Below are 6435 nucleotides of genomic sequence, written 5' to 3'. Positions count from 1 at the left end.
GATGCGCTTCATCGAAAAGAGCACGCCTGCCGATGATATCGCCCTGACGCGTTTCTTCCACCGAAGGACGCTGCGACATTGTCTGGTCATCGCGGGGCCTGACGTGCCGGCCGATCATCTGGTTCTGGTGCCCATGGAGCCGTTGCGGCGGGATTAAGTGTGTCCCTCCCTGGAAAATCGAGCATCCCGGCAGGAGAGTTTGGCCAGCCAAAGGGGCGGTACCTATCCGACGATATGTGCTTCGTCCCGCAGATTGAGTGATCAGGGAGTAGCTGGTCTGGGCAATCAGTATGTGTCTGCCCAATCAGTATCTACGGATCGTACTAAGATAAAATATTATCTGAAAATATAATAAGATAAAAATAGATCATTTCGGTCAATAAATAGAAACAGGTCGTCATGAATTAAATATAGTCACCACAGGAGGGGATGAAATGGGTAAGATATTCCGGGTAATCCTTATGACCGGCGCCGCGTGGAGCGCGTGCGGTGTTGCTATAAGCCAGGCGGCAGAAGCGGTCGAGCAAAGCTCCAGTGGCGGCGACAATAACGCGGTGCGCGATATCATCGTGACGGCGCGCCGCACTTCGGAAAACCTTCAAACCGTTCCCGTGGCCGTGACGGCGCTTGATCCGACCGCCCTTCTTGAACGCCAGATTGTGGAAGTCGCGGATGTGGGCCGGGCCGCACCGGGTTTGTCGGTTCAGTCTGGCGGCACCGGGAACGCGTCCCTGATATATCTCGCCATCCGGGGTAACGCTCAGAACAGTCCCAACTCATTTTCCGATCCTGCGGTCGGCATCTATGTCGATGGCGTCTATTATGGAAGACCCATTGCCGGCAATCTGGGCCTTCTCGACCTGGCGTCCGTCGAAGTCCTGCGCGGTACCCAGGGAACATTGTTCGGACGCAATACGACAGGCGGCGCCCTGAACATGACAACCGTTCAGCCGGACGGACATTTCGGCGGCTATATTACCGGTCGTATCGGCAATTATGAGAGCTGGTCGATCGAATCCGCGCTGACTTTGCCGATCGCCGGCGACGAATTGTCGTTACGTCTGGCGGGGCGCTATGGTGAGCGAGGTAAAGGCTTCGGCCCGAACCCCATCAGAGGAGTTGATGCGGCGCGTATCGATCATGACATCGCGGCCCGCGCCACGCTGAACTGGGAACCTTCGGCGGTCCCGCTGACGGTCTCCCTGTCGGCCGACTGGGCTGACATCAAGGATACTTACAATAATGTCGCTCTGCGTGGTATCAATCCGGCAGGTCCGGGCCTCGCTCTTTATTCCAATCAATTTGATCTTGCCAGCTTCCTGCAAACCCAAAGTCGTTTCTACACTACATATAATGACCCCAACACGGGTAACCCCAACATCGATACGCCCTTCAATTACAACAAGACATGGGGGCTTCGTGCGACGATAGAATATGATCTGGGGGATTTTAAGGTAAAGTCGATAACAGCCTATCGGGAGGCGGAAACCGGGGACGGCACCGATCTGGACGGTACGCCCGCCAAGATCGCGTCCTATGCCAGCGACTATTCCCAGAAACAGCGCAGCGAGGAACTTCAATTCTCGGGTACGTTGGGGGAATTGGAATTCATTCTTGGTGCATTCTATTTCAAGGAATCGGGCGACGAACAATCCCAGTCCCTCGTTTTCCAGGACACCGATTTCGGATTCAACCTTGCGCCCGCCAACACCAATCTCGCCACCTATAAATCAGAGTCCAAGGCCTTGTTCGCCCAAGCCAATTACAACCTCACCGAACGGTTGCGGGTGACGGGCGGATTTCGCTATACTTGGGACAAACGCTCTATCAACCGCATGGGCTATATTGGTGGGATACCAGGCTTTTCCGGTTCGTTCGTGTCGAACGGCCGGTTGATCACGCTTCCGCCGACGGGTCTGTGCGCCGTGGGCGCCAACGCCAATCTCGTCCCGCCCGGCCCCAATTGTACGGACCCCGTGACCGCCAAATTTGATTATCCCGCATGGCTGGTCAGCATCGACTATGAACTGGGGAATGGCAAATTCGTCTATGCGAAGACGGGCGGCGCCGCATTGGCTGGCGGTCTTAATTCACGGCCGACTCCGCCCGACGCCAGTTCCTTTGCGCCGGAAAAGGTCAAGGATGCCGAAATCGGGTTCAAGGGCGACTTTCTCGACAGGCATTTGCGGACCAACCTTGCAGGCTTCTATATCTGGCGGAACGGTGCGCAGAATATCGTCAATGCTCTGGTCGGCGGCAATCTGACGCAGTTTGTTCAGAATGCGGGCGATGTGAGAGCTTATGGCGTCGAGTTCGAAGGCACGCTCATTCCCTGGCAGGGCATGGAAGTCAGCGGTGCCATATCCTGGCTGAAGGCGAAATATGCCGCGGGATCATTCACTGCGGCAGGGTTGGGCGGCACGGTTGATCGGAGCGGTGAAATTGTTCCGCGCGCGCCCAGATGGACCTGGAACGTCGGCGCCACACAGCGCATTCCAGTCAGAGGCGGCGAAATCGCCTTGCATGCCGACTATGCCTATACCTCAGCCGTCTATCAGGACTATGCCACCGCTGATCTGACGGCTCCGGCGCTTAACGACGGTGTCAACGACGCCGCAGAGCGCGCCGCGGCTGTCAGCTTTATCAACACGCAGAACAGCTTCAGCCGGCTCAAGGCCTATGGCGTGTTGAACGGCAGTCTCAGCTTCAAGCTGGAGGACGGCATGGAGTTCACCCTGTGGGGGCGTAACTTGACCCGGGAGAAATATTACAACGCCATCTTCAACGGCTATGGCACGTTCGGTACCGCGATCGGTTTTACCGCGGCGCCGCGCACATGGGGGGCAACGGTCTCTTACCGTTTTTGACATAAGCGCCGATCAGGTGAGGCGGCGATGTCCGCCTCACCTGACCGATATGATCCGGTCATCGCAATCTACTCGTAGGAGACGGAACCCTATCTTTCGTCAGGGGGCTGATGGCCCTTTTTCTGTGTAACTGCCAGATGAAGAGATGCGCAATTATTCCATTATTGCGAAAATTCAGGATCGTGGAATGGATGTCAATCAATCGGTCGATAATGGAGACAAGGCTTTGGTGATATTGCAAAGCCTGATCTGTTACTTGCGGGAAAAGAACATTCTTTCGCGGTGCGATATCGAAGAATTGTGCGAGCGAGTGGAAGCGCGTTCCTATATCGAAAAGGAATTGCCCTGTGATCGGGGGCAGGCGGTGGCCGCAGCAAAGGACATGCGCGATCTGGATGAATATTGTGGCAAGCGATATGGTGGGAAACGGCGTCGCTGCCTGTGACGGGCAGTTCGACAAATCCTTGATCCACCCCCAGCGGCACCGGGCGAATATGTCCACGGCGCGACATCTGTCCTGCCGGCGATAGTGCTGACGGCGGCATGCGACGCTGCATTGGCATAGTCCTCAGGAAGGTCGTTATAACGGATTTGGACGAGTGATGCACAATCCTTCATCCATGGATGCTACGCAGCGGGCCACGCCCTATGAAATGACGTCTTCGGCGAACAGTCGATCGCTTTTGTCCTGGACAATTGTCGCGCTGTTTCTTCTGAATTGTCTGAATTATATCGATCGCCTGCTGTTTTCGGTCGCGCAGGAAATGATCAAGGTTGACCTGCACCTCAGCGATTTTCAACTGGGCCTGATTGGCGGACCGGCTTTCGCCATACTCTATACGCTTTTCAGCTTCCCGATCGCACGGGCGGCGGACCGTGGCCGACGGGTCGGGATCATTGCCTTTTCGCTGATGCTGTGGAGCGTCATGACGGGCTTTTGCGGGATAGCGGCCAATTTCCTCCAGATGCTTGTCGGGAGAGCCGCCGTCAGCATCGGTGAAGCGGGATGCACACCAGCGTCCCACTCGCTGATTTCCGATGCATTCCCCGCACAGCGCCGGACGACTGTCATTGCCATTTTCGGGGTGGCCGGCCCGGTCGGCGCCATTGTCGCCGCAGTGGCCGGGGGCGCTCTCATTGCCGCCTATGGCTGGCGCACAGCCTTCCTCCTCTGCGGGATGGCCGGCATAGTCCTGGCCCTGCTGTTTCGCGCCACAGTGCCGGAACCGCAGCGGAGCCAGCCGCGTGCCGTCCATGCGGCATCTTTCATCGCTACGGTCCGCCAGTTGCTCGTCCGGCGCAGCTTTGCCCTGGTGGCGATCGCGGGTGGCATTGCCGGGATCGGCAGCTATGCCAACCAACAATATATGGTGTCCTTCCTCATGCGCGGACATGGCCTATCCCTGGCAACCGCATCGCTGCTGATGGGGCTGGTGATCGGGGGCGTGGGCATTATCTTCACGCTTATCGGCGGACCGTTGATGGATTTCGGAAGGCGGCGCTATCCACGGATCAAGGCGTGGCTGCCGTCCGTCGGCTTGCTCTGGTGCGGGTCGCTCTATGCCGTCGCTTTCCAACTGCCGACGGTCGGTCTTGCCGTCGCGCTGATGGTGTTCGCCTCGATGGGGCAGCATTTCTACATGCCCGCCATGTATGCGCACGGGCAGGACGTCGCGCCCCCGCATATGCGGGCCACGGCGTCGGCCATCATCATCGCCACAAGTTCCCTGTTGGGCTATGGTCTGGGGCCGCCGCTGATCGGCCTTGTCAGCGACATATTGGGGGAAGCCGCACGGGTGTCCGCAGGCCTCAGCCTCGCCGACTGCGTAAAGCGGCCGGTCGCGGCCTGTGAGGCCGCCAGCGCGCAGGGGTTGCGCTTGTCGCTCAGCTTCGGATCCTGCTTCTTCATCCTTGCCGCCGGCCTGTTCGCGCTGGCGGGCCGATGGATGTTGGCCGATGTGAACGATCATGATCAACCCTGACTTGCCATCTGCGGCCAACTGGCAAATAATAGCCCGGCCCTTCTAGGTCGGGACCAGACTCGACCGATGGCAAGGAGGTTGAGGATGCAGAATGCAATCGGCACTGATCTGCCCCTGTGCGCGCCGCGCACGGCGTCGCATTTTCATGTCGAACGACAAGTTCACGCCAACGGAATTTTTGCCGACATTCGGCACTTCGGTTGGACCCAGAGCAGCCGCGCGGTTTACCAGCCCGATTCCTATTATCTGGACTTTTCCATCGGTCCGCGCTGTACCAATTCGCGCTTTTTCAGCGCCGACCGCCGGCTTGCCGACCCGCCGGGCGATATTGTTTTCCTGCCCAAGGGCGGCGCCTTTTCGGCGTTGAGCGAACCGGGCGAACACAGCCTGCTGTGCCTGACATTTGAAAATGAACGGGCGATGCAACTGTTCGAGGATGACAGTCTGGCTGATTTGACGCCCTGCCACGATGTGCAGATCGGTCGGGTGCGTCAGGGGCTTGCGCGCCTGCTGGAAGAGTTGCGCAACCCCGGTTTCGGACAGGACATAGTGCTGGAGAGCATGGCTCTGCTGCTGGTCGTCGAGCTGTGCCGGCATTTCCGGCAGGCCCCGGAGGACGACCGCAGCGGCTATGGACAAATGCCGGGCTGGCGGTTGCGCCGGATCAAGGACAGGATCGAAGCCGAACTGTCAGGCGATCTGTCGGTCGCGGACCTTGCGGCGGAAATTCGCACCAGCCCCCGGCACCTGATCCGGACGTTCAAAGCGACCACCGGCACTACCCTGTCCGATTATATCGCCGGTCGCAGGATCGCCCATGCGCAGCAACAGCTCGCGCGGGACGATGTGCTGATCAAGGTGATTGCCGGCAATTGCGGCTTCCAGAGCGCCGCAGCCTTTTCCGCCGCTTTCCGCAAGGCCACCGGCATGACTCCACGCGAATTTCGGGAAGAACGCGGCGCCGGTCGATAGGCTGCTTTCGCCGTTCAGTCCGTCAACATGGCTGCGGTCAATCTGGCGATCCTCCAGCGTCCGTCGATTTTGCTCAGCGCGCCCTGATAATTGGCGAACATGATGGCCCGGCCGCCATCGTTCCAGTCCGTCACGAGGCCGGAGGCGCCGACATGGGCGGCGTCATCGGATGGGCTTGCGTCGATCATGATGTCGGTGATCTGGTGGCGCCATTTGCCGCCGCTCCTTTCCGCGAGCATCGCGGGCATTCCGCCCAGTTGCCTTGCACCCTGGAGGGTCATCTGGCCGATAATCTCGAAGCAGCCATCCTCTGCGAATAGGTTCACCCATTCGGCCGCCCTGCCGTTATCCACATATTGGCAATAGCGCGGGAACAGATCGTAAATGTCGAGCCGGTCCTCTACGCTCAGTCCCATCGGTTCATCCTCCTTGTCTGCATAGAGATGGCATTGGCCGCAGGCCCCGCCTTTCGCGGGCGCCAAGCGGCCACGTCCCCTGCACCATGCTGCGGCCGCGATGGCAGCGCAATGCCGCGGCGGCCCTGCCGGCCCGAACCCATGCGCTTCATGTCCGCCTGACGATGTTTGGGCGTTCCGGCTGTAGGCATCGGCATT

The 6435-nt window shown here is 59.0% G+C and carries 5 protein-coding genes; 4 read left to right on the top strand and 1 reads right to left on the bottom strand.

Going from position 1 to position 6435, the window contains the following annotated elements; translation table 11 throughout:
* Window positions 1–434 precede the first annotated feature (434 nt).
* The 4 genes from ACFC3J_RS21715 to ACFC3J_RS21700 all read left to right on the top strand — a co-directional run bounded on the left by ACFC3J_RS21715 (window position 435) and on the right by ACFC3J_RS21700 (window position 5821).
* Window positions 435–2867: a TonB-dependent receptor gene (locus tag ACFC3J_RS21715; protein ID WP_375198045.1), complete on the top strand. Its 2433-nt coding sequence runs from the start codon at window positions 435–437 to the stop codon at window positions 2865–2867.
* Between the two features lie 145 nt (window positions 2868–3012).
* Window positions 3013–3312 carry a hypothetical protein gene (locus tag ACFC3J_RS21710; protein ID WP_226869976.1) on the top strand — a complete coding sequence of 100 codons (300 nt, stop codon included), beginning with the start codon at window positions 3013–3015 and terminating at the stop codon, window positions 3310–3312.
* Between the two features lie 175 nt (window positions 3313–3487).
* The gene (locus ACFC3J_RS21705) at window positions 3488–4849 is read left to right on the top strand and encodes a spinster family MFS transporter (protein ID WP_375198044.1); all 1362 of its coding nucleotides are present in this window, start codon (window positions 3488–3490) and stop codon (window positions 4847–4849) included.
* Window positions 4850–4933: 84 nt separating this feature from the next.
* Entirely contained in the window at window positions 4934–5821 is an 888-nt protein-coding gene (locus ACFC3J_RS21700; protein ID WP_222886140.1) for an AraC family transcriptional regulator, read from the top strand.
* Between the two features lie 14 nt (window positions 5822–5835).
* On the opposite strand, the gene ACFC3J_RS21695 is transcribed toward ACFC3J_RS21700, so the two are convergent.
* Window positions 5836–6237, bottom strand: a complete 402-nt coding sequence (locus ACFC3J_RS21695; protein WP_375198043.1) for a nuclear transport factor 2 family protein — start codon at window positions 6235–6237, stop codon at window positions 5836–5838.
* Window positions 6238–6435 lie beyond the last annotated feature (198 nt).

It is taken from the genome of Sphingobium sp. (genome assembly GCF_041987595.1).
In the GTDB taxonomy this organism is placed as follows: Bacteria; Pseudomonadota; Alphaproteobacteria; order Sphingomonadales; family Sphingomonadaceae; genus Sphingobium.
This window is presented reverse-complemented; position numbering and strand designations above follow the sequence as displayed.